The sequence below is a fragment of the Paenibacillus xylanexedens genome, assembly GCF_007680605.1.
Lineage (GTDB): Bacteria > Bacillota > Bacilli > Paenibacillales > Paenibacillaceae > Paenibacillus > Paenibacillus xylanexedens_B.
Genome location: NZ_VEIO01000001.1, coordinates 2,993,822 through 3,017,083 on the forward strand (window position 1 = coordinate 2,993,822; position 23,262 = coordinate 3,017,083).

Annotated in this window: 17 protein-coding genes; 6 read left to right on the forward strand and 11 right to left on the reverse strand. The window is 46.6% G+C overall.

Annotated elements, in window-relative coordinates:
- Nucleotides 1–10: 10 nt before the first annotated feature.
- A complete protein-coding gene (locus tag FS818_RS13265) occupies nucleotides 11–1,906 on the reverse strand; it encodes an exosporium glycoprotein BclB-related protein (RefSeq protein WP_145332347.1) in 1,896 nt (631 codons plus the stop codon).
- Between the two features lie 36 nt (nucleotides 1,907–1,942).
- Nucleotides 1,943–2,302 carry a hypothetical protein gene (locus tag FS818_RS13270; RefSeq protein WP_145332349.1) on the reverse strand — a complete coding sequence of 120 codons (360 nt, stop codon included), beginning with the start codon at nucleotides 2,300–2,302 and terminating at the stop codon, nucleotides 1,943–1,945.
- A gap of 777 nt (nucleotides 2,303–3,079) precedes the next feature.
- On the opposite strand from FS818_RS13270, the gene FS818_RS13275 reads away from it, so the two are divergent.
- Both FS818_RS13275 and FS818_RS13280 read left to right on the forward strand, forming a co-directional pair.
- Complete coding sequence (locus tag FS818_RS13275) at nucleotides 3,080–5,020, forward strand: carbohydrate-binding protein (RefSeq protein WP_313960466.1); 1,941 nt, start codon at nucleotides 3,080–3,082, stop codon at nucleotides 5,018–5,020.
- A 47-nt stretch (nucleotides 5,021–5,067) separates the two neighbouring features.
- Nucleotides 5,068–6,633: a glycoside hydrolase family 43 protein gene (locus FS818_RS13280; RefSeq protein WP_145332351.1), complete on the forward strand. Its 1,566-nt coding sequence runs from the start codon at nucleotides 5,068–5,070 to the stop codon at nucleotides 6,631–6,633.
- A gap of 115 nt (nucleotides 6,634–6,748) precedes the next feature.
- Here the strand turns inward: FS818_RS13280 and FS818_RS13285 are convergent, their stop codons facing one another.
- Nucleotides 6,749–7,291 (reverse strand): NAD(P)H-dependent oxidoreductase, encoded by a 543-nt coding sequence (locus FS818_RS13285; protein ID WP_145332353.1) that lies wholly within the window; start codon nucleotides 7,289–7,291, stop codon nucleotides 6,749–6,751.
- A 198-nt stretch (nucleotides 7,292–7,489) separates the two neighbouring features.
- Between FS818_RS13285 and FS818_RS13290 the strand changes: the two genes are divergently transcribed.
- Both FS818_RS13290 and FS818_RS13295 read left to right on the forward strand, forming a co-directional pair.
- Nucleotides 7,490–7,858: a winged helix-turn-helix transcriptional regulator gene (locus tag FS818_RS13290; protein WP_145332356.1), complete on the forward strand. Its 369-nt coding sequence runs from the start codon at nucleotides 7,490–7,492 to the stop codon at nucleotides 7,856–7,858.
- 182 nt (nucleotides 7,859–8,040) lie between these two features.
- Entirely contained in the window at nucleotides 8,041–8,760 is a 720-nt protein-coding gene (locus FS818_RS13295) for an SDR family oxidoreductase (protein WP_145332358.1), read from the forward strand.
- A gap of 44 nt (nucleotides 8,761–8,804) precedes the next feature.
- On the opposite strand, the gene FS818_RS13300 is transcribed toward FS818_RS13295, so the two are convergent.
- The gene (locus tag FS818_RS13300) at nucleotides 8,805–9,833 is read right to left on the reverse strand and encodes a leucine-rich repeat domain-containing protein (protein ID WP_145332360.1); all 1,029 of its coding nucleotides are present in this window, start codon (nucleotides 9,831–9,833) and stop codon (nucleotides 8,805–8,807) included.
- 230 nt (nucleotides 9,834–10,063) lie between these two features.
- Between FS818_RS13300 and FS818_RS13305 the strand changes: the two genes are divergently transcribed.
- Nucleotides 10,064–12,136: a methyl-accepting chemotaxis protein gene (locus FS818_RS13305; RefSeq protein ID WP_145332362.1), complete on the forward strand. Its 2,073-nt coding sequence runs from the start codon at nucleotides 10,064–10,066 to the stop codon at nucleotides 12,134–12,136.
- A 93-nt stretch (nucleotides 12,137–12,229) separates the two neighbouring features.
- Nucleotides 12,230–13,414 carry an aminotransferase class I/II-fold pyridoxal phosphate-dependent enzyme gene (locus FS818_RS13310; RefSeq protein ID WP_145332364.1) on the forward strand — a complete coding sequence of 395 codons (1,185 nt, stop codon included), beginning with the start codon at nucleotides 12,230–12,232 and terminating at the stop codon, nucleotides 13,412–13,414.
- 109 nt (nucleotides 13,415–13,523) lie between these two features.
- Here the strand turns inward: FS818_RS13310 and FS818_RS13315 are convergent, their stop codons facing one another.
- The 7 genes from FS818_RS13315 to hcp form a co-directional block, all read right to left on the reverse strand.
- The gene (locus FS818_RS13315) at nucleotides 13,524–15,572 is read right to left on the reverse strand and encodes an iron ABC transporter permease (protein WP_397351769.1); all 2,049 of its coding nucleotides are present in this window, start codon (nucleotides 15,570–15,572) and stop codon (nucleotides 13,524–13,526) included.
- A 2-nt stretch (nucleotides 15,573–15,574) separates the two neighbouring features.
- Nucleotides 15,575–16,576, reverse strand: a complete 1,002-nt coding sequence (locus tag FS818_RS13320) for an ABC transporter substrate-binding protein (RefSeq protein WP_145332368.1) — start codon at nucleotides 16,574–16,576, stop codon at nucleotides 15,575–15,577.
- 237 nt (nucleotides 16,577–16,813) lie between these two features.
- Nucleotides 16,814–17,356, reverse strand: coding sequence for a CueP family metal-binding protein (locus tag FS818_RS13325; RefSeq protein ID WP_145332370.1), 543 nt, complete (start codon nucleotides 17,354–17,356; stop codon nucleotides 16,814–16,816).
- 328 nt (nucleotides 17,357–17,684) lie between these two features.
- Nucleotides 17,685–18,716, reverse strand: coding sequence for an NAD(P)/FAD-dependent oxidoreductase (locus tag FS818_RS13330; protein WP_145332372.1), 1,032 nt, complete (start codon nucleotides 18,714–18,716; stop codon nucleotides 17,685–17,687).
- Nucleotides 18,716–19,729 (reverse strand): ABC transporter substrate-binding protein, encoded by a 1,014-nt coding sequence (locus FS818_RS13335; protein WP_145332374.1) that lies wholly within the window; start codon nucleotides 19,727–19,729, stop codon nucleotides 18,716–18,718. Before FS818_RS13335 ends, FS818_RS13330 begins: the two co-directional genes overlap by 1 nt.
- Nucleotides 19,730–19,831: 102 nt before the next feature.
- Nucleotides 19,832–21,442, reverse strand: coding sequence for a helix-turn-helix domain-containing protein (locus tag FS818_RS13340; protein WP_260989844.1), 1,611 nt, complete (start codon nucleotides 21,440–21,442; stop codon nucleotides 19,832–19,834).
- A gap of 256 nt (nucleotides 21,443–21,698) precedes the next feature.
- A complete protein-coding gene (gene hcp, locus FS818_RS13345) occupies nucleotides 21,699–22,991 on the reverse strand; it encodes a hydroxylamine reductase (RefSeq protein ID WP_145332378.1) in 1,293 nt (430 codons plus the stop codon).
- Nucleotides 22,992–23,262: the final 271 nt, after the last annotated feature.

Genomic DNA, 23,262 nt, shown 5'->3' on the forward strand with positions numbered 1-23,262 from the left:
AAAGATTTCATTAAGTGATGGTCAGGCCACCACTTGCATATCCCGCAATCGTTGAAGCCACATCAATTCCGGCGGTTACTGAAGCAGAGAAGACCATAAGCAGACGGTCACCGGCGGCTACCGGAATACTCAGACCTGAGGTCAATCCGCTGGCAATTGTGCCTAATGATAAAATGCCAGTCAGCGCTGGTGCCAAGGTTACAACTGCTCCTGGTACAGCAGTAAAGGTATTATTCGGTGTAGTGGAACGGAATAATTGTGCAGTGATCGTTACTGTAGATCCTACCAAACTAAGTGCAGCTGTCGTACTAAAATAAGCAGCCAATGAGGTAATTGTCCCCGCGCGGGATGCCGAGAACGCAAAGTTAAGCAACGTACCGGCAGCGCCTGTGAGATCAATGATTCCTCCATTAATCGTTACTCCTGATGCATTATTACCAAAACCAACCAAGCTGGAGGTATTTAAAAGTCCGCCGAGCACCGTAGTCAACGAAGCTGGTAACCCTGATGCATAAGGAATAATAGCACCAGAACCTGTTGCTCCGGTCGCACCCGTCACTCCTGCAAGACCTGTTGCTCCCGTTGCGCCTGTCACTCCGGCCAGACCTGTTGCTCCGGTCGCACCCGTTACTCCTGCCAGGCCTGTTGCTCCGGTCGCGCCTGTTACTCCTGCAAGACCTGTCGCTCCCGTTGCACCGGTCACTCCATCCAGACCTGTTGCTCCGGTCGCACCCGTCACTCCCGTCAGACCTGTTGCTCCGGTCGCGCCTGTCACACCAGCTAATCCTGTTGCTCCCGTTGCACCCGTTACTCCTGCCAGACCTGTTGCTCCCGTTGCACCAGTCTCTCCCGCCAGACCTGTTGCTCCGGTCGCACCTGTCACTCCGGCCAGACCTGTCGCTCCCGTTGCACCGGTTACTCCCGCCAGACCTGTTGCTCCAGTCGCACCTGTCACTCCTGCCAGACCTGTCGCTCCGGTCGCGCCCGTTACTCCTGCAAGGCCTGTTGCTCCGGTCGCGCCTGTTACTCCTGCAAGACCTGTCGCTCCCGTTGCACCGGTCACTCCATCCAGACCTGTTACTCCGGTCGTACCTGTTACTCCTGCAAGACCTGTTGCTCCGGTCGCACCGGTTACTCCTGCCAGACCTGTCGCTCCGGTCGCGCCCGTTACTCCTGCAAGGCCTGTTGCTCCGGTCGCCCCTGTCACACCAGCTAATCCTGTTGCTCCGGTCGCGCCTGTCACACCAGCTAATCCTGTTGCTCCCGTTGCACCCGTTACTCCTGCCAGACCTGTTGCTCCCGTTGCACCAGTCTCTCCCGCCAGACCTGTTGCTCCAGTCGCACCTGTCACTCCTGCCAGACCTGTTGCTCCCGTTGCACCCGTTACTCCTGCCAGACCTGTTGCTCCGGTCGCACCGGTTGCTCCCGCCAGGCCAGTAGCCCCAGTTGCACCTGTGACACCCGTTGCTCCGGTAACTCCACTTGCTGGACCTGTCGCTCCCGTAGCCCCGGTTGCACCTGTAGCGCCTGTGACTCCAGTGATACCGGGCACTTCTCCCAACAATTCAGAAGAAACCAAACGATGTGCTGTTACCAAAGCCCCCGTGCTACTCTTTCCCCATACGGAAACTTGGACAGGATCATTAACCGTCGCTGTTGTCGTAAATGTGAATTCAAAGGCATCCAGATTAGCAAAGTAGTTGTTCGTTATTACTTGATTTGGCGCGATGTCCAAAGATTCACTGACATACAAAACTCTTAATCCACTACTCATATAATACCCTTGTATTTGTACAGATGAGGATGTAACTTCACTGCGGTTATCAATTCTAACCGTTACGGATTGAGTGGGTCTAACACCACTAACAGCGTTATTTTCGATCGGCCCTGTCGATAAAAAGCTCATCGCTACATTCCCTTCTTTCCAAAAAAGTCTTGTTTTCTAGATGTTCTTCACTGTTTTTTCGTGTTCAACTACCCGGTGTGCATCCACCAATTGACCTGACGCCTGTTTGCCCCACACTGAAATTCCGACGTCTCCGACACTTGCATCACTTACTCCAAACACAAATTCAAAGGCATCCACATCTGCAAAATAATTTCGGGTCACTGCTTCATTAGGCGCAATACTGATCACTTCACTTACATACAGCGTTCTTGTTGTACTCAGGACATACCCCTGAACAGATACACTTACCGCATCCACAGTAGCCCGGCTCACCAATCGGATCGTTACCTGTTGTGTCGGTCTAACCCCGGAAACGGCATTATTTTCGATCGGTCCAGTTGATAATATAGCCATTTTCCCATCCCACCTTTTGTGAACCTCTTACTCTAGCTTTTCTTGACATCATGGATCACATATTAGTCATATTCATTCACTAGATCAGCGGTGTGGACCATAGACAGGGGACAGTTCACCATTATCAAGCCATAAGTACCATGAGCATCTATAATTTCATCCTATAAAGCTTGTAAATATGTATAATTCGGATGTATTTCAACGCAAAAATGACCGTTCCTCAAGAGGTGAAGAAGCTACGGCCACCATTGAATAGATCTTATCGGTGTCACTCTTACAATTGAATAAACCTTCCACCTAACTTTTTCTTACAAATTTTGATAGAAAATGATTGTATTGTGGCAAAATTGTGATATGATATCGTCAACTATAAAAAACATTTTAAAACAAAAATGAAAAATAATTACATAAAATAAGTCACAACTCTTCTTTCGGTCTTTTAAAACCATTCTATTGAAAGCGATTACATTGCACAACAGGACAAATTATATACTTTTTAACACACACAAGTTCGTACTCTCCCCTATTACCGGGTTACTGCTGTCAACTTGCTACAGTAGATAGCTATCCTCTGTACAAGTTGTATGGCTTAAGCCATAGATCACAATCATGAACGATACCATCGATCTCATCTTTGAAAGGAGGTGTGATAAAGAACATTAGCTCATCATTCTTCTTTATCTTCTCACTTTAGCTGTCTCATCCAAACAGCTCTGTTCAACCATGAGTGTTCCACACAATAACACAATTCCAACCTAAACTAATGGAGGCGAACGTATGATCATCCGTAAACCGCTAGCTCTGCTGATGTCACTTATTCTCGTTTTTTCCGTTCTACCCGCCGAATCCAGCCACGCAGCGAATAATGCCGTTGCCAAAACGCCTGTAAATGCCAATCCTCTTGTTGATCACAAGTTAGGAGCTGACCCTTACGTGCTCGTTCACAACAATCGGGTCTACGTATATATGACAGGAGATACCTTCCTCTACAACAACGACGGCTCCGTCCGCGAAAATAACTACGGCACCATCGGCAGAATCAGCGTGATCTCCTCGGCTGACATGGTGAACTGGACCGACCATGGCTACATTCCGGTAGCCGGTGCAAATAATGCCAACAATGGACAAGGCATTGCCAGATGGGCAAGCCAGTCCTGGGCGCCAGCGATGGCCAAGAAAACGATCGCAGGCAAAGATAAATTTTTCCTGTATTTCGCTAATTCAGGTGCAGGAATCGGTGTTCTGACTGCTGATTCTCCCATCGGCCCTTGGTCTGATCCACTCGGACGTGCGCTTGTCACACATGGAACGCCTGGCATGTCGGGCGTAACTTGGCTCTTTGACCCGGCTGTGCTTGTTGATGATGATGGCTCCGCTTATCTGTATGCAGGCGGCGGCATTCCGAACGAAAATAACGCAGCCTCCATTGCGAATCCAAAAACCGCGCGTGTCATCCGTCTCGGTGCCGATATGACCAGTGTAGTGGGTAGTGCCACAACGATTGATGCGCCTTATATGTTCGAAGATTCGGGTATTCATAAGTACAACGGCAAATATTACTATTCGTATTGCATCAACTTTGCCGGAAACCATCCGGCAGCCTACCCAAAAGGTGAAATCGGATATATGGTAAGTGACAGCCCGATGGGGCCTTTCACATACAAAGGACACTTCCTCAAAAATCCGGGTACCTTCTTCGGTGTAGGTGGCAACAACCACCATGCCGTGTTCCAGTTCAATAATCAGTGGTATGTAGCGTACCATGCACAGACGGTAAGCAAAGCCTTCCTCGGGGATGGCAAAGGATACCGTTCTACCCACATCAACAGACTGACGCATAACGCAGACGGATCGATTCAGGAAGTACAGGGTAACATGACCGGTGTTCCTCAGACAGCTAATCTTAATCCCTATAACAGAGTGGAAGCCGAGACGATTGCTTGGCAAGCTGGCATCAATACACAACCGACTCAAGCCAGCGGCGGACCGACAGCCAACCAAAATGTGACGAATATCAATAACGGGGACTGGGTTGCTGTAAGTAATGTAGATTTCGGTTCAACAGGGGCTTCGAAATTCAAGGCCAACGTGGCTTCTACCGGAAATGGTAACATCGAACTCCGCCTTGGCAGTCCGACAGGTACACTCATCGGCACACTTAACGTCACTTCAACGGGTGGCGTACAGAACTGGCGTGAGCTCGAAACCAATATCACCAATACAACAGGACGTCATCATCTGTATCTGGTGTTTACAGGCTCAGGTAACGGGAATCTGTTCAATCTGGATTACTGGCAGTTTACCTCCGGTTCTGGAGGTAACCCCAACCCGAATCCGAACCCGAATCCCAATCCAAACGTTACTCGAGTTGAAACAGAGAGCATGACCCTTGCCGGTCAATATGCCGGGCTGATCAGTTCTCCTTTTAACGGTGTAGCGCTCTATGCGAACAATGATTCTGCGTCTTACAATCAATATTTTGCCAACCCCACACATCAATTCTCTCTTCGCGGGGCTTCCAACAACAATAGCACAGCCCGTGTTGATCTCGTTATTGGCGGGGTAACCGCTGGTTCGTTCTTTTTTACCGGAACACAACCAACGGTTCAAACTTTGCCAAATATCACGCACGGCACAGGGAATCAGGAAATCAAACTGGTTGTGACAACGGATAATGGCACCTGGGATGCTTACATCGATTATCTTGAAATTTCGTAATCAATTCATCATTTTCTGTTGATTTTGACATTCCAGGAGGATTAGTTATGTGGAAAAAAATCGGGGTGCTCATGCTCATACTTCCTCTACTGTTAACATCACTGCCATTGACCCCGCAGTCTGCCTCTGCGGCAACGTTTAACAATCCGATCATTTATGCAGATGTGCCGGACAGCGATGTCATACGCGTGGGTAATACCTTTTATATGACCAGTACAACCATGCATATGAACCCAGGCGTTCCTGTTATGAAGTCAACGGATCTGGTCAACTGGAGCATTGTGAACTATGTATATGACACCCTTGGCAACGGTGATGCACAGAACCTGAATAACGGTCAGAACGAATACGGGCGCGGATCTTGGGCCAGCAGCCTTCGCTACAATAATGGCACCTATTACGTCGCATTCGGTTCGCTTTCCACAGGAAGGACTTACATCTATCAGACCAGCAACATCGAAACCGGATCATGGACGCCATACACGTTGAACAGTTATTACCATGACCCCTCCCTTCTCTTTGACGGGAATCGCACATTTCTTGTCCATGGCAGTGATAACATCAGCATCGTCGAGTTGACGGCGGATGCCAAGGCTGTGAAATCCGGCGGTCTGAATCAGGTATTAATTCCGAATGCTAGCAATATTGCCGGCTCAAACATGATTGTAAAAGCAGAAGGCGCACACATTCAAAAGATTAATGGCATGTATTACGTCTTCCTGATTGCCTGGCCTTCAGGTGATGGACGAATCCAGCTCGCCTATCGTGCGAACTCATTGACCGGGCCATATACCGGCAGAGTGGTACTCAGAGATTCAGGTATTGCGCAAGGAGGTATCGTGGATACCGCATCTGGTGCCTGGTATGGCTTCCTGTTTCGCGACCGAGGAGCCGTTGGACGCATTCCATATCTAGTACCGGTAACCTGGTCGGATAACTGGCCTGTATTCGGGGTGAATGGCAAAGTTCCATTGACGATGAACATGCCTGTGGAAGGACAGCCAGCCGCTAAAATCTTCGGTTCAGATGAGTTTAATGCGGCTTCCGGTACATCCACTCTCTCGAAGTTCTGGCAATGGAATCATAATCCCGACCCGTCAAAATGGTCCTTGAGCCAGCGTCCCGGCTTCATGCGGCTGACCACAGGCAAGCTTAGCAAAAATATATTGGAGGCTCGCAATACGCTGACACAACGAACGTTTGGGCCAAAAAGTACAGGCATTACCGCCCTGGAAACGGCAGGTATGAAGGATGGCGATTATGTCGGCCTAGCCGCTTTTCAGGCCCGATACGGCTTTGTGGGCGTCAAGATGACAGGCAATACCAAGTCAATTGTTATGGCAAACGCCAGTTCCGGCACGATGACTGAAGTGGCAAGTGTGCCCCTGAACCAGAACAAAATTTATTTGCGGGTCATCTGCGACTTCACCAATCAGACCGATAAAGCCTATTTCGCCTATAGTCTGAATGGAACGAACTGGACAACCATTGGCAATACGCTACAGATGTCCTATACGATGCCACATTTTATGGGTTATCGCTTTGCATTGTTTAACTACGCGACCAAATCTACCGGAGGTTACGCTGATTTTGACTTTTTCCGTGTAGAGTAAGCGTGATGAAAGTACTGTTGATCTTTAGGATCAGTGTTGCGACTTAAAGTACACTTGTAATAAAACTGTGGCCTGGAACTCCGCTATGTGCGGAACCAGGTCATTTTCATTGTTTTTATAAAAATATCTCACTTGACGCTTTAATATATTGAATATACGCTTCAGCACTTTGGTCAATCTCTTCATCACTTGCCTGAAATGAGGCACCAAAGACAGCATAATGCGGCAGTGCCGTAACGCCCACATGATTCATACTTGCCTTGAATGGTGCAGTCAGCTCTTCGACACTAAAACCTACCGGCTCTCCTTTTCCGTAATTATCCTGCTGATCCCCAATGGTTATTGCCAGTCCCATCCGCTTTCCATGCAATCGATTGCCCTTCGATCCATAAGCCCATCCATGCGTGAACACATCATCCAGCCATTTTTTGAGCAGCGGCGGGTAACTATACCAATAGAACGGAAATTGAAAAATAATGTGATCATGTGCCTCCAGTAGCTCCTGTTCGCGAGCAATGTCGATGTTCCAGTCAGGATAAGCTTCGTATAATTCGTGAATATTCACCTCATCTGCGTGCTGTTCCAGCTCCTTTTTCCAGCGGCGATTTACTCTTGAAGTTGTCATATTCGGATGTGCCAGAATAACCAGTGTTTTCATTGCAGGCCTTCCTCTCTCCAAAACAGGTTGATTTCTTTCCTTGATTACGGATCATTATCCGCCACGTCAGACCAAAAGAAAATACACACAATGAAGTAAGATACTTACCTCAAGGTGTGTATGGACTTCGGCTTTACAGTTATGAGAAAATAAATAGTTATCCCTGTGAACACGTAAATATAAAACGAGGTGATATGAATGAAAGAATATCGTTTGGGCATTGAAGCTACACTCGAAATCATTGGCGGCAAGTGGAAAGCCATTATCATCTGTTTATTAATGTCTGGTGTCAAAAGAACTGGAGAACTAGAGCGCAGCATGCCCGGCATTTCCCAAAAAGTACTGATTCAACAATTACGCGAATTGGAACGCGATGGTCTTGTCACAAGACAGGTTTATGAGCAAATGCCGCCCAAGGTCGAGTATCGGCTTACGGAATATGGTGTCACAGCGAATACGATTGTGGATGTGATGTGTACCTGGGGAAGAGATAATATTGCGCTCAGGCAGCAACACGGAGAAGACATTGTGTTGTTATCTGATGAACAAACCGAGCTCGAAGAATGAAGCATCTCTCATCGAACCTTCATCTTCCATATCCCACCTATATAGTAAAATAACATTATAATTATTAATTTTGATGCAGGTTGGATTAATCCTTTAATATAGCTCAATTGATATGACTTATCAACCGAAGTATTCAAGAAGATTGAGTTTATCCTATCTATATCATCAGGAGGTTTTTACGTATGAAAAACTATATTGTATTTGGTGCCAGTAAAGGATTGGGGGACGCATTTGTCCGCGGAGTGCCCCAGGCAGGAGATAAAGTATGGGTTGTATCCCGTAGCAAACCAGAAAGTCTGCAACTGGAGGACGGTGTACAGAGAGTATGGATTCAGGCCGATCTCTCGGAGCTTCAGGCTGCCAAACAGATTGCAGAGCAGCTTCGTAACGAAACATTGGATGTGCTTATTTATAACGTAGGTATTTGGGAAAAGGAAGGATTTGAGGAACACTACACCTTCGATCAGGATAAGCCTTCCGATATTCAAGAGCTGATCCATGTTAATATAACGTCCACCATTGTATGTATTCAAGCTCTACTACCTCAGCTTCGCAAGTCTGCCGCAGGCAAGATCATTCTCATCGGCTCCACAGCAGGTTTAAGCAATGCGGGCAGCACTCAGGTTTCTTTTGTTGCCTCCAAGTTTGCAATCCGTGGTATTACAGAAGCGCTTAGAGAACATACCCGGCAGGATCGCATAGCCGTTACTTGCATTAATCCGGGAGAGCTGGCAGCTGAAATTCCCTATGCAGAAGGAATCGAACGCGCACTATCCGAGTATGGCGGGACACGCATTCCGCTTCAAGACATGGTTTCGATTGTCCGGTGTATCGTCAGCCTGTCCAATGCTGCCTGTGTAAAAGAGATTAACGTACCTGCTCTTACCGATATGAACACGTAGTAAAAAAGGATAGATTTTATTTTATTGTATGAATTCGCGTTGCTTCACATTAAATATCGGGATAGATGCTCGATCGCCATCGATTGTACTCGTTGTTGCTCAGGTATATGTTCATAGATGATATGTGACTTCTCCTGCTGGATGAGCTGTTCCCGTATAGCTGCAATGCGACCTTTATTAAAGTCAATAAAGCGGAAATCCACCTGCCGAAGCTGCTCAAGATCTGCCATTCTAGCAAAAGACGTTGCTTTGATGGCTGTGTTAATCTCTTTCAACTCCAAGACTTCCAGTGCACGGGCTGTCCATAAGCACTCGATATCCTGAAGCGACTTCATGTAAACCAGTTCAATCTGTTTGAGCCGGGGCATCTGCGAGAAATCACAACATTGTTCCAGCTTCGGCAAGGATACATGCAAATACTCAAGTCCGTGCATCTGCTCCAGTCCCTGAATACTCATCAGCTTCCGCACCGAGCTAAGCTTAAGCATAGAAATGGTGGACTGTGCCAGTACCTCAAGCTCGCTCTTTAATTCACAATGATCAAGGGACAGATACTGCAGTTTCCGCAATTCTGTTAAAATCTCGAGACAGTCCACCGGACAGTTCAGGATGACGGTCTCCAGGCTTTGACATTTGCTTATCGGGGTCAGGCCTTTATATTTACCGTGCAGTTCAAGATACGTTAACTGTGGATAGTGCTCGATAAAACTCAGATCGATCGCTTTGGCGGGTGAATTAACTCTCAGAAATACCAATTGTTTCAACGCTCCGAGTATTGTCAGATCCTGCACCTGTGCACAGTCCAGCTGTAAGACGGACACATGTTTCAACTGCGCTAAACGCCCAAGGAAGTTTGATGGATATTTCGCTTTAATATCCGCATTTGATATGTGAAGAATCAGATCAGGCCTGGCTGCAAAAACGTTCATATCCAATTCAGTCAAATCCTCATACGTATCCACGCCAACACGAAAATGAACCGTCCCTCTGCGGCGCAAATGCTGCACGGCCTGGTTCATTTTTTCTTCATTCCAGGGCATTCCCTGTATCGAAGCATGCCAAAATCGAGTCATTACCCTTCCCCCTGTCCTGGTTCAGTCCTGTTCACATCATGCATTATCAATCCCGCTCATTTCATTATAAACAACCTTCCCTAAATGAACCACCATATGCGAACTAGCGTTTTCTTACCGCATTCTTAATTTTTTTTTAATTCGACAAAAATATACACAAATCTATATTATATGCCGACATATAACTCAGAAGTTTTGAACTTCGTATTAAGAATCTGGGGAGATGGAACATGTCAAACATTTTTAAAAAGTGGGGGAAAAAAGGGGCTCGTACATCCAGTATGGCGAACACACTGGCTCTTGTGCTACTCATCATCATTGTTGTCGTATTTGCTGTACTCGGAACATTCATGTTCACAAGTACACGAAACATTCTGGTTCAACAGCAGGAGTCCATGCTCCAGACCAAAACACAAGCGATTGTCAGTGAGTTCGATGCACTGTTTAAAGAAAAAGGCTCACTGGTCAAACAAATGTCCACTAACAAATTATTCAGGCAATACATAGAAACAACGAAGTCATCTTCAGAAGCAGCCACTTCTACTTATGCTGCTGAAACAAGAGATACACTTGCTAAAATTGTGGAAGCAGAACCTTCATTCGCTGATGCATGGATTGCGGGCATGGACGGAAAAGGCTTCTGGTTACAAAACGACGGTGTCGTTTCCGCACCGGATTTTGATATTCAGGCACGTCCTTACTACCAGCCAGTGAAAGATGCAGACGGACTTTACTATTCTGATCCGTACATTGATGTATCTGCAGGCAAAGTACTCATGGGTATTTTTTATCCAATCAAGGATGATAACAACAACATGATCGGTTTTGCTGCAGCGGATATTGCCTTTGAAGATATTCCGAGCATAATGGAGAGTTACTCTCTAGGCAGCACCGGGTATTCCATTTTGTTATCCAAGAGCGGTGAAATCCTGTACCATCCGGATAAGAACAAAGTGTTAAAGGAAAATATCAAGAACGCTACAGGTGATATGGGAGAAGTCGGCAAAAAAATGATTGCTGGTGAATCCGGTATTCAGCTGATGAACGACAATGGGGAACGTCGTTACATCGGATATGCTACAAGCAAGGATACAGGCTGGTCTGTAGGTCTCACCATTTCGGAGAAAGAAGTTTTATCAGAACTTAGGACATTCACATGGCTTACCCTTGGCGGGTTCACTGCAGCTGCAATTCTTCTGGTCATTATCAGTTATATTACTCTTCGTCGTCTATTGCGCACCATCCCGCAGCTGCTGAGTAAGATCAAACAGATTGAGCAAGGTGATTTAACCGTTGAACTGGATATCAGATCCAATAATGAGATTGGACAAATTGCGAATGGCCTGAATTCCATGGTGAAGAAGATTCAAGGCATGTTGCAAATTGTTGGCAATTCAGCTCAAGTGCTGAATCATTCATCCAATGACTTGCAATCGATATCCTCCAGAACCGCTGTAACCATGAACGATACGTCTACGGCGATCAATGAAATTGCGAATGCAACCAATTATCAATCGATTGAAACGGAGAACATTTTACGTAAAACAGGCTCATTATCAAGCCAAATTGATGAAATTGCCGCTGATGCACAAGCGATGGGGTCCATGGTGCAAACCTCTGTTGATCAAAGCAGTCAAGGACTTGCGGTTGTGGAGCAACTGTCCAAATGGTCAGCGGAGAACCACAGTTCCACTCAATCCATCTCCTCCATTATTCAGGAGATCGATCAGAGCCGGAATGAGATTTCCAGTTTTGTAGATACGGTAAAACAAATCGCATCTCAGACCAATCTGCTTGCGCTTAATGCTTCTATTGAAGCTGCACGCGCCGGGGAACATGGCCGAGGATTCGCTGTCGTCGCAGAAGAAGTTCGCAAGCTGGCAGAACAAACCGCTCTGGCTACAGAGGAGATTAACAAAAAAGTAAGTGTCATCGAAGAAAAAACATCCTTGTCTGTAGAACACACGATGCGAGGAATGAAAATTGCCGAAGAGAACACCAAATCTGTAGAAGACACGAAGCAGGTTTTCTACAACATCAACAAAGATTTGGAAGAACTGAAGTTGCGTATGGCACAGATCACGAACGGCACCTCTAGTGTGCATCAGCACAAAGATGAGATTTTCCAGGCGCTGGAGATTATCTCCTCCACTACGGAAGAGAACTCTGCCTCAACGGAAGAAGTCAGCGCAAGCACACAGGAGCAACTGGAAAGTATTCAACAAGTAGCCGATCTGTCCAATCAGTTGAATCAACTGTCTGCTAAACTGCAGGAAGAACTGAGTCATTTTAAAGTGCAATAAGCTGTACCACCCTCCTGCTCTTCTCTTTTGTACGCGATCCATTTATTATTAAATACATGCGTACGAAGAGCACTGGAGGATGATGGATTGATCATGAGATTTGCAAAACGAATGGATCACTTTAGTGAAGGCATCTTCACCAAATTGCTGGAAATTAAGCGCCGCCGGCTGGAGAACGGGCAACCCGTCATCGATCTTAGCGTCGGAACACCCAATATCCCGCCCGCTCCACACATCATGAAAGCACTCGGTGAAGCCGCCGCTGATCCGGCCAATTACATCTATGCTGTAAACGACCAGAAGGAACTGCTTCAGGCGGCAAGTGACTGGTACAGACGGCGATATCAAGTCGAGCTGAACCCGGCGACAGAAATCTGCTCGCTGCTCGGCTCGCAGGAAGGACTTGCACACATTTCCCTTTCTATTGTCGACGAAGGGGATCTTGTTCTGGTACCTGATCCCTGTTATCCGGTGTTTGCAGATGGCCCTCTTCTGGCCGGGGCTGAGCTATATTATATGCCGCAAAAAGAGGAACATCATTATGTTATTCAATTACAAGACATCCCTGAGGCCATAGCCGAACGGGCTAAGTTCATGCTTGTATCGTATCCGAACAATCCAACAACAGCGATGGCTCCCGACTCCTTTTATGAGGATTTGATCGCTTTTGCCAAAAAGTACGATATTATCGTATTGCATGATAACGCGTATAGCGAGCTTGTGTTTGACCAACAAACCTGCGGTAGTTTCCTGGCCTTTCCCGGTGCCATGGATGTAGGCATTGAATTTAACTCCCTATCCAAAACCTATGGACTAGCTGGAGCACGAATCGGTTTTTGTATGGGAAATTCGAAAGTTGTTTCCATGCTTAAAAAGCTGAAATCCAATATGGATTACGGCATGTTTATCCCGATTCAGAAGGCGGCAATAGCGGCCATTTCAGGTGACCAAAGTGATGTAGAGCGGGTAAGATCCATCTATGAAGAACGACGGGATATGCTGTGTGAAGGTTTTGCCAAGCTGGGATGGCCGATCAGCAAACCCGAAGCTACGATGTTCATTTGGACACGCATTCCCGCACATTACGATACGTCTGAGCAATTTGCTACTGATCTCGTCACACGGGCAGGTGTCATTGTTACACCAGGCAGCGCCTTTGGGCCTTCAGGCGAAGGATACGTCAGACTTGCTCTCGTTCAGGATATGGATCAACTGCAACAAGCCCTTCACTACGTAGAAGCGAGCGGTATGCTGATTCCTGACAAGTTAGGCAGATAGATTGTAGTTTTTAGGATGTAGTGTGACATGTGATACAGATTTGTTTTGAAACAAAAGTAAAAGCACCAAACCCTTCTGATTCGGGTTTGGTGCTTTTTTACTTCAACCTTCATTTTACTGCTTTGCGCCAGTTCGATCGGTACATCAGATACAGGAAGTATGGTGTACCGATAATCGCGATGAGAATGCCTGACGGTATTTCTGTTGGAGCCATCACGGTTCTGCCAATCGTATCTGCGAGCACCAGCATTACGGCTCCGGCTAGCGCGGACAGAAACATCGACTGTCTCAGTTTGTGCCCTGTCAGCAACCGAACCATATGTGGTGCAATCAGACCGATAAATCCAACCGTTCCAACACAAGCGACCGCTCCAGCCGCGAGCAGTACGCCCACAGTCATTGCCAATAAGCGAGTACGACGTACATTCACCCCAAGCCCGGAAGCGCTATTGTCGTCAAAGACAAGCAGTTCAAACTTGCGAGCAAGCCACCAGGCCACTGGTACCAAAATCAACAGGAATATAGCGATTACTTTGACCTGATCCCATGTACGGGCATACGTGCTGCCTGTCAGCCAGATATAACCGCTGCTGCCGTACACGGCACCGCGTACGATCAGAATCTGTATACCTGCGCCAGCAATGGCTGACATGGCAATCCCCAGCAATACAACGGCGGAAGGATTCAAGCCTTTTTTCCAAGAAAGAGAGAATACAACTGCAGCCGCAATGGCGGCACCTGCGATAGCGGCAACAGGCAACACATACATCGGCAGCCCGGGCCATAGAATGAACACCATCATGGCACCAAGCCCTGCGCCGGAAGATACACCTACAATCGATGCATCTGCCAGTGGATTACGAACGGCCATCTGGATCAGCACCCCGCTAATGGCGAGAGCCGCCCCTGCCCCTGCAGCCACCAAAGTACGCGGGATACGAAGCTGAACGATGCCAGAAAACACCCCATCTGACTCGAACAAACTCTTGAGCAGGTCAGCTAGTGGAATACGCATTCCACCGAACATCGTACTGAGCAACAGCAATAGAACCGTAATGGCAGAAAACAGAATTGCGATCGGCGTGAAGGCAAAACGTCGTACGCGCCCCCCCGTACTCATCGATGTCGTCATGCCAGCACCATTTCCTGCTTTCATTCGAGTCAGCACGAGCCAGATAAGCCATGGTGCACCAATAATCGCCATCACAGCACCGGTTGGCAATTCCATACTGGAGTTGTGTATCATTTTGGCAAGAACATCTGCACCTACCAGCAACGCTGCCCCCCAGATGAAAACACCCGGAATCAAAAGCCGATTGGAGCGAACACCACTCAGACGAACCAGATGTGGAGCAACCAGACCTACAAAACCGATAGGCCCGATTACACTGACGATCACGGCAGCCAGAATAACGGCAATGATCAGCCCGGCTGTTCGAGCAAGTCCAACTCTCTGACCCAAAGAAGAGGCTGTTGATTCATCCAGCTCCAACATATCCCACTGTTTGGACAGAACCAGAGCCAGAAGCGTTACGCCTGTGACCCAAGGCCAGACATAGTTCACACCTGTCCAGTCATTCTGGACAAGAGTCCCTGAACCCCAGAGAAATAAGCCTTGAGTTTCCATTGAGAAAAAAATATGCAAGGCACTTGTGAATGAACCTAGCACCATGGACACGATCATACCCGATAACGCTAGTCGTACCGGCGTTGACGTACGCCCACCGCCCATAAAATAAGCTGCGAACGCTGCAACCAATCCGCCCATAGCAGCGAAAAGAAACGGGGACTGGCTGAGTATAGATGGAAAAAGAATGGCACCAAGCACCACAACAAAATACGCTCCGGCATTAATCCCGAGTGTATCCGAAGCCGCAAGCGGGTTACGAGTGATCGTCTGTAACAACGCGCCGGCAACAGCCAGTGCACCCCCTGCCAGAATACCGATTACGGTGCGCGGCATCCGCAAATCCCATACCATGTTATGTTCGAGTGTTTCTTGTCTGTTTGTAAGCGCGCCCCAAACATCATGCAACGAAATGGCCGCTTCCCCATAACACAGACTTACAAAAAAAAGCACGATAAGGGCGGTTAGACCGCCCCCATAGATGCTTATCATACGCCAGCTCGTGGCTGGCTTCATTCCTTGTTGAGTCAGACTCATTTGGTAATCGCCTCAACCACGCCGTCTACCAACACCTTGGAGGAAATCGGGCCGCCAAATGTCCATGTCGTACTTCCCAATTGATAGATGCGCTTTTCCTTCACAAAGTTCAGACCTTTCCAAACGGAATTATCCTTCATCGCTGTGCCAAATACATCATCGTCTGGCTGTGTAATATAGATAAAATTGCTATCTTGCACGGTTGATAAGGATTCAATCCCAACTGTAGAGAAACCGTAGTTTTCAAGTTTGTCCGGCTGCCAGTCATTCACCATGCCAATTTTGTTCAACGTACCCACTACAACCGAGTTGTCACTGAACATACGCAGGGAAGCTGCATTTTGATACGTGAATGCCTGTGTTAGTGCAAAGTGGAAGTTTTCTTTTCCGGCAGCTGCCAGCTTTTCTTTCGCTTCCACATAATGCTGATCCAAGTTGCTGAGTACTTCTTTTGCTTTATCTTCTTTGCCCAAAGCGGTTGCAATCGTATTAAAAATGGTCGTCATCTTGTCATAGTTGTAACCATCACCGTTGTATGGATCAAACTCCAGTGTTGGAGCAATAGCCTTCAACTGCTCATATACGTTTGAATTGTTATCGGCATTAGCAATGATTAGATCCGGCTTCAGTGCTGCAATAGCCTCCATATTCGGCTCACTGCGTGTTCCGATATCCGTAACACTGTCATCCAGAGCAGCTTGATCGGTTACATAAACTTTATAATTGGCATTATCTGCGTTACCCACAGGTTGAACCCCTAAAGCAACAACATCCTCTGTATATGTCCATTCCAGTGTCACGACACGTTTAGCGGGCTTGTCCAATGTAAATTCCCCACGATTATCTTGGACAGTAACCGGTCCAGCAGCCTCTTCAGCAGGAGCACTGCCCAAATTAGTATTTTTACTTGGTTCTGTTGTCGTAGCATTTTTGCCGCATCCAACCAGCACTAAAACAAATGCCATCATGATGAATAGTCCATGTAACCCTTTTTTCATATCTCTAATCTCCTCTATGTTTGTATGTATTTATATGATAACAATTATCATTATCACCTATGAACTTCTTTTTTGTCAACGTCGTCTCATAATTTTCACATTCTTAATTACCAATAGAAAAAGGAAAGACATGCCCCTTGAGGCTGCCTTTCCTTGTCTTTATTGCATCTTTATATCATCAGTTTGTATGTTGATCTGCTTTTCTTAGCTTGATGCTTGTTCGGCTTGAACCTCAGCTTAGATTAACTGCATTGTCGTGATACAGGTCTGATCCGTTTTGTATGTAGATAATTGTGTTTCAGCCACCTTCCCGCCGTGAACAATACGGATTGAATACGTTCTGTCACGCGGTACCCACAAATCCATAAATCCATTGGCACCGGACTTCAACAGTTCATCTTTCATCAAGGTGTTGCCTTCGGAATCATGAATCGTCACACTGAATTGTTCATTCGCCATCTCTCCTCGGCAACCCGTTAAACTATGAATCTCACAGGGATGTGTCTGTTCTACATAAGGAGCAATGGAGAGAAAAAATTCGTCTTCCGGCAAATCGTAGGACGTTTCCTGGTTTCCCGCATCTGTCAAGGTTAACGTTGTCGCACTGATTGAAGCAGACTTCAGTGTTTCCCGGCCTGTACTGATCTCTTCAACCAGCTTTCGGATATCCGGTGCATCCGCTAGTTCGGTCTTCTTTTGGCCCGCCGTATTCGCGATCAAGTATGTTCCAAGTACGATTACAAGTGCCACACTAGCAATAATCCATAACGACTTTTTCATTTGGCAACTCCCTTCTTATTGTTTTAATTATATAAGAAAAGGAGGGATACCGGACGAATTCAATGGACCATTTCACCATATATTCACATTTTTGGTTCTTTGATTAAGTTCGAAAATTAGTTACTAACTATACAGCATTTAAACGAACAAGTGCTCATACTTTTTGATCTGTGATTTCAAAATCCCCATCTAACTTGCAAATATAACTTGAAACATAAAAAAAACTTGCCAGCCACACCAAGAACTTCTCGGGTGGCTGGCAAGGCTATTGACTTTCATCCAATGAATCTCACAATCTCTCCTATTCCTGACAGACACATACGCCTGTCTATCTGTTGGAAATAGCTTTGTTTTTCTCAAAGAACCGGGCATTGTGAGAAGACACACCCGCCATATCGGATGCTGCGGGTTCAAGATACAGCTTGGCACTGTTAACTGCAAGCACTGCATCGTTAAAGGCTCCTGCAATCAGTCGCACTTTGCTTCCGTAAGTGATAAAGTCACCGGCTCCAAACACACCTGGAATGCTGGTACGCATGCGCTGATCAACGGTCACTCCATAATCCTCCCGTTCCAGTCCCCACTGTACGAGATTACCGAAGTCACGATCGTAACCATGACTCACAATCACTTCATCTACATCAAGTTGCTTTATTTCCTTGGTTTCCATGTGTTCAAGTTCAACACGGTTTATCTGATCACCCTCACCATACAAATGAGAGATCCTGTAGGGCGTTAAGACCTGAGCATGAGCTTTCATCTGAGCGACTGGCGTTTCATGTGCGGCGAACTCATGTCGCCGATGTACCACTATGACTTCATTCGCAATTTTAGCTATTTCATTGGCCCAGTCAATGGCTGAATCGCCACCTCCCGAGATCAGAATCCGCTTACCCCTGAAACGGGAAAGATCTGTAACCGTGTAATGCAGATTGGTCAGTTCATAACGGTTGGCACCCTCAATGTCGAGCTTTTGGACCTGTGTCATTCCCCGACCTGCACATAAAAGGATGGTGCGTGTGTAATGCTGCTCTCCCGTCTTGCTTGTCAGCACGAATATCCCATCTTCACGCCGATGCATCTGATCAATCTGTTGGCCGAATACGATAGTAGGGTCGAATGTTCTCGCTTGTACCTCCAATGATTCAATCAGCTTCTCACAACGTACAGGCTCGATTCCCCCCACATCCCAGATCAACTTTTCCGGATATGTACGCATAAATCCGCCGAGTTCCTGTTTGGCTTCAATGATTTTAGTACGCATGGCTCTCATTCCGCTGTAGAATGCAGAGTACATTCCAGCAGGCCCACCGCCTACGATCGTAATATCATAAATGTCCTGTTGCTTCTCTGTATTCATCAAGGCACCAACTTTCCAACAACATAGTCCATTAATTTAACCGAACCGATCGGACCCACACCAGATACGAATTCACTTGTTTTCAGAGGGAAAACATGATCATTCTTCACAGCCTTCAGATTCGCCCACACCTGGCTTGCCTTCAGATCTTCCATGGATTTCTTCGTGTCATAACCTACGAGGGTTCTGTCTTCCAAGAAGATATAATCCGGATTCAACTCCGGCAAAAATTCCAGAGAGAACTGACTGAACCAATCGGTAGAATCTTTAATGGCCTCCGGACTGTTCAAACCGAGGGTTTCATAGAAAAAGACACTGCTGCTTCCCCCTTTGGGACCCATGAAACGGTAACGATTGTGCTCCACACGCAGGACTAATACTGTCTTGTCCCCCAGAGCAGCTACAATCTTATCTTTGGCCTGTGCAGCCTTCTGGTCAAATTCGGCCAGTACCTTAGCAGATTCCTCCGTTTTGTCGAAGATGGCCGCTAATTTCGGCATCGCCCGCTCCATTTCACTATTGGCATCCAGTGCCACAGTCGGAGCAATTTTAGATAATTCATCATATACGCCCTGTTCCATACCTTCGCCGGCTGTAAGAATCATATCCGGAGATAACGCAAGCAACTGCTCGTAATTATATTGATACTGTTCTACTTCGATCGTCTGAACACCGTGTTCTTTAAAATAGGCCGGTCGATATTCCGCTTCGACTTCGGGCGTATACAATACGATCTGTGGTGTAACTCCCATCTCAATTAAATACTCAGCATAGATGGAATCAAACACAACCAGATTTTGAGGATGGGTAGGGATGGTCACCTCTCCAAACTGATCCTTCACCACTTTGGTTCCACTGCTATTCGCTTCTACTTTTGTTGTACTTGTTGCTTCCTCACTCCGGGTTCCTGATATACCCGCTGTTGTCTCCTCTTCGGTTCCGCTGGAACATGCCGCCAGCAAAATGCAGATCACCACCAGCATGATACCGAACCCTCTGAAACGTCGTAACATGATATGCTTCGCCCCTTATATGTATTGATAATGATAATTATTATCAAATATTATCAAATAAGAAGTGTTTCATCCATAGCATATCGTGCATAACCCCATGGATTATTGTGCTCGCTCTGGAGCAGTTTCTGTCAGATGGCTGACGATCTGATTCTGAATCAGCTGCTGGCCGGCAATGCCATGACCGTCGATCCACAGATGGGTGTCTATGAACGTCACACGGTTATTTTTTACCGCCTTTAGTTGGCTCCATTGTGGACTCGCCAACAATTTTCTCATATTGTCGTCCCCGCTGAAATGCTGCATGATTCGTTTCTCCACAAACAGATAATCCGGATCGGCTTGTACCAGCAACTCAAGCGAGCAAGGATTGAACCAGGCTGTACCTTGTTCCAGTGCTTGTGGAAGTGCTAATCCAAGCTGACCATATAACAACTGTGATATCCCGTATGAATGCCCACCCAAGTAACGATAACCAAACGCTTCTACTCTTAGCAACATAACTGTCGAGGCGGATTGAACGATAGGTTGTAACTGTTGTTGTGTTTCGCTGATCTGTTGTTGCAGTTGCAACTGAAGTCCCTGAGCTTTCTTTTCCATATGCAACCAGACTGCCAATTGATCTAGCAAAGACTCTATGTTCTGATGAAGTCCTGTAATGAGCGGTGCAATCGTGCGCAGCTCTTTTTTAACCTTTTCCGTCATACTGTTGCCCACAATGATCTCCGGCTCGGCTTGTCGAACAAGTTCTAAGTCCACATCATATTGCGTAACCTCGAGCAGCCTCACCCCATATTCTATAAATTGCTCACGTTGATGTGGAGACAGCAGGATCGGAGTGACCATCACGGCATGAGGAATTACCCCCAGATGAATCATTATCTCTGCACAGATTGGAGAGAGCACTACGAATCTACGATGCTTCAAAGTTTGTCTATATTGTTTTGGTGATACCCCTGTCAGTTGTTTGAAGCGGCGGCTGAAATAATGAGCATCCTCAAACCCGGACTTTTTAGCAATATGTTGTGAAGTCGCTGAAGTTAATAACAGTTCTTCCTGAGCGCGATAGATGCGATAATGAGCCAGATAATCCAGCGGTGACTTGCCAAATTGTTCACTGAATTTGCGGGAATAGTGCCATGGAGTGATGCCGGCGATCTGTGCCAGCTGTCCGCGCGTAATCACCTGACCATAATGCTCTCTCATATAATCGATGGAACGGAGTATACCGTTTTCCGAATTGAGCTCGTTATCTCCCTTTTGCTGATATAGATTATTTAAAAGTTCATATAACAAATGCTGATTTCCAACCCGTTCACTCCGAATATCCGTGTTTTCTTCACTCAAGTGCTGAATAATACTGGCGAGGCTTCCTCCTGACAGCTGCATCTTCTGATAGGCTTCGCCTGACGGTACCTCCCAATCAAATTTCTCTACTTCCCGCCGATCATCAAATACAGCGTAGGTATCGAACTGAACATGCCAGCCTGCCAGATCCATATCGCCTCCGTCCATGACCTCCAACACAGATTTCTCTTCAATCGCAATTAATTCTCCGAAAGAGGCGTGAACCCTTTGACCATTTATATTCCATGTCGCTTTCCCATCTATAATAAATATCAAGCTGTGACTGGCAAAGTAGTGCCGCTCCCCGGTTGATATCCATGTATTGGTTAATGCCTTTGTTGATCTCCACTGAGCGATCCATTCCATGTTCTGAGGCATATCCTTATCCTTTCTACGTTCATACTCTTGAAAAAAAGCCCGCACACTTGCAAGCCCAGTCCTGACTCTACTTTTCTATTGGTCTAATTCGCCATACTCACAGCCACCATCATATCGATTTGAACTCATCCTACCTGAATAGCAGGCTCTGTGCAATGCTGTGTGGGAATTGGATTACAACGCGAAAAAAGCCGTGCAGGAAGCACGACTCTTTTATCCACTCTACTCATGTAGCTAAACTTACCTAAGACAACGCCAACATTGCATTCATATCTTCTTCTGCCGTCGTAATCAGTTTCAAGCCAAACAGATCCACAAGCACATTCAATACACCTTCCGAAATAAATTCAGGTGGTTTTGGTCCGATTCGGATATCCTGGATACCTAGGCTGAACAGGCCGAGCAGAATTGCTACCGCTTTTTGCTCAAACCATGACAGCACGATGCTTACAGGAAGCTCGTTCACCGTGCAGCCAAAAGCATCGGCCAAAGCCATTGCGATTTTCACGGTTGAACCGGAGTTGTTGCATTGACCCAAGTCGATATACCGCGGAATGCCCGTGTTTCCCACCGTACCGTAATCCACATCATTGAAACGGAACTTGCCGCAAGAGGTGGTGAGAATGACGGTATCATTCGGTAGCGACGTAGCGAGTTCACGGTAATAGTTACCGCCCTTACCCGGTGCGTCACAGCCTGCAATGACAAAGAAGCGACGGATATGTCCGTCTTTGACGGCCTGGATAATCTCTGGTGCAAGCCCAATCACGGTCTCATGGTGATAACCTGTCGTTAATACTTGCTCGGATTGGATGTTCGCCACTGGCAGTGACAACGCTCGCTCAATAAGAGGTGAGAAATTCTCGCCTTCAATTTTCGTTACTCCCTCAAGACCAGCGACTTCATAGGAGAAGAAACGATCTGCATAGGTGCCTTTGATCGGCATGACACAGTTCGTTGTGGCCAGAATGGCACCCGGGAATTCTTCAAACAGCCTACGCTGATCGTACCAGGCTTTACCGATATTCCCTTTAAGATGAGCATACTTCTTTAATGCCGGGTAACCATGCGCAGGTAGCATTTCGGAATGCGTGTAGATGTTGATGCCTTTGCCTTCTGTCTGACGCAGCAATTCTTCGAGGGCGTACAGATTGTGACCCGTCACGACGATACAATGACCTTCAATCTGGTTCTGACTCACCGTGATCGGCTGAGGAATACCGAATCGATCGGTATGCGCACGGTCCAATACATCCATGATTCGAATGGCGGCATTTCCGACTTTCATCGCCATCTCCAGATGTTCCTGCTGATTAAAGTTTGAGTTCGTAAGCGTCATATATAAAGCTTCGTGTGTGACCCGATCCACCTCAGGATCGGTATAACCAAGCTGCCGTGCGTGTGTAGCATAAGCCGCAATCCCTTTCAGGGCAAAGATCATCGTATCCTGCAAGCTGGCAATCGTTTCGTTTTTACCACATACCCCTATTACTTTACATCCACCACTCGGCGTCTGTTCACATTGATAACAAAACATATACATCTCCTCCAGACCAAATGAACTCTTCGTTACGAACTAGCCTAACAGAGCTGGAGGCACACAATTGTGATCTGACACACAGTTTTGTAAACCAATATCTATATTTTCCCTTTTAAAACTTATATCAGAATATCATCCAACCAATTACCAGTACCACGCATAAGTATCACTGGAATTATGAATAATGACATTGACAGCTAACGCTGTTCAAGCCTATCCTCCAACTACATATCCAATGTTGATAAAACAATATCAATAGGCGATTCTA